Genomic DNA, 1876 nt, shown 5'->3' with positions numbered 1-1876 from the left:
GGGTGTGGGCTTGGCCAGCGGGCCGGGGGGCGTCACCGCCTCGGCCGGCTTGTCCTCGCGCAGGCCCTTGAAGGAGGCCTGGCGCAGGCGGCCCTCGCCGGTCCAGCCGGCATAGTCGATCTCGGCCACCAGCCGCGGCTCGACCCATTGCGCGCCGCGCCGGTCGGCAGGATCCACGCCGGCGGAGAAGGGCGAGGCTTGGCGCCCCAGCGGCTTCAGCCCCCGCAGCAGGCTGGCCGCATGCGCCCCGGAAATGCCGGAGCCGACGCGGCCGAGATAGACCAGCTTGCCCTCGCGCCAGGCGCCCAGCAGCAGGGTCATGCTGCCCTTCGGCCCGCGGCCGACGCCGCCGATGACGAATTCGTCCGCGCCGCGACACTTGGCCTTCACCCAGTCGCCGCTGCGCCCGGCGCGGTAGGGGGAGCCAGCGCGCTTGGAGACCACCCCCTCCAGCCCCATCCGGCAAGCGGAGCGCAGCACGGCCTCGCCGGCGGCGGTGAAATGCTCGACATAGGCGATGGCCTGGCCGCGGCGCTTCAGCAGCTGCTGCAGCCGGGCCTTGCGCCCGGTCAGCGGCCGAGGCCGCCAGTCGGTGTCGCCCTCGGCCAGCAGGTCGAAGGCGAAGAAGCGCAAGGTGGCGGTCTGGCCCTGCTCCATGGCGGCGACGAGGGCGGCGAAATCCGGCGTGCCCTCGGCATCGGCGGCGATCAGCTCGCCATCCAGCACGACATCCGGCAGCTTTGCCAAAGCCGCCGCGGTCTCCGGAAAGCGCGCGGTCCAGTCATGGCCGTTGCGGGTGAAGAGGGTGGCGCGCTTGTCGCGGACATGCGCCTGCAACCGGTAGCCGTCGAGCTTGAGCTCATGCAGCCAGGCCTCGCCGGAAGGGGCGCGGTCCTGGCTGGCGCAAAGCTGCGGCGGGATGAAGGCCGCCTTGCCCGTCTTGCGCGCGGTCTTGCCGCCGGCGATCTCGGCCATGCTGCGGCCGGAGGCGACGGAGGTCTGCGCCGCCGCGATCAGCGAATCGCCCTCGCCGGGGCGGGCGGCGTCGTCGGCCTCCTTGATCAGCAGCCAGTTGTCGCGCTTCTCCTTCGGGCGGCGGCGCATCCGCACCAGGGTCCAGCCGCCCTGCAGCCGCTCGCCATGGGCGCGGAACTTCAGCCGTCCCTCGGCGAGCGCCTTGGCCGGATCAGGATCGAGGCTTTCCCAGCTGCCGCGGTCCCAGAGCATGACGGTGCCGCCGCCATATTCGCCCTTGGGGATGCTGCCCTCGAAGCTGCCATAGCTGAGGGGATGGTCCTCGACCTCGACGGCGAGGCGCTTGTCGGCCGGGTCCAGGCTGGGGCCGCGGGTGACGGCCCAGCTTTTCAGCGTGCCGCCCAGCTCCAGCCGCAGGTCGTAATGCAGCCGGGTGGCGTCATGCTTCTGCACCACCAGCTGCGGCGCGTGGCCGCGCCGCCCGCCGGATTTCGGCTCGGCGGTGCGGCTGAAGTCGCGCTTGGCGCGGTAGCGGGCCAGTTTTTCTGTCTGAGCCATCCGACCGCGCCTCCGCGACCCTTCGATCAGTCGGCCAGGTCGGCCGGCACCTTGCCACCATTGGCCGCCAGCTTCTGCATGACCTGCTTGTGCAGCCAGATGTTCATGGCCGCCGAATCCTCGGGATCGCCGCTGTAGCTGAGCTCCTTGGCCAGCTCCTTGCGGTTCTGCAGGCTGCTGTCGAGGCCGAGCAGCTTCATCAGGTCGACGATCGAGCTGCGCCAGTTCAGCGTCTGGCCGGACTTGGCGGCCAGGTCGGTCAGCACCGCCTCGACATCGACCGGCTCGGTCGGCGTTGCGGTGGAGGCAGCAGGGGCAGCGGCGGGGGAAGTGGCAGGGGAGG

Annotated in this window: 2 protein-coding genes; both read right to left on the bottom strand. The window is 71.7% G+C overall.

Translation table 11 applies throughout. The features are described from left to right. Positions 1-1533, bottom strand: a 1533-nt coding sequence (gene ligD, locus GVN67_RS28885) for a non-homologous end-joining DNA ligase (RefSeq protein ID WP_200845446.1), incomplete at its 3' end; no start/stop codon positions are given. Positions 1534-1559: 26 nt separating this feature from the next. Then, positions 1560-1876 (bottom strand): DUF3597 domain-containing protein (locus tag GVN67_RS28880; protein WP_160000742.1); only part of this gene is annotated, 317 nt, incomplete at its 5' end.

The sequence above is a fragment of the Roseomonas sp. 18066 genome (assembly GCF_902706185.1).
Classification (GTDB): Bacteria; Pseudomonadota; Alphaproteobacteria; order Acetobacterales; family Acetobacteraceae; genus Pseudoroseomonas.
The sequence above is the reverse complement of the archived record's forward strand: the minus strand, read 5'-3'. Positions and strand labels throughout refer to the sequence as shown.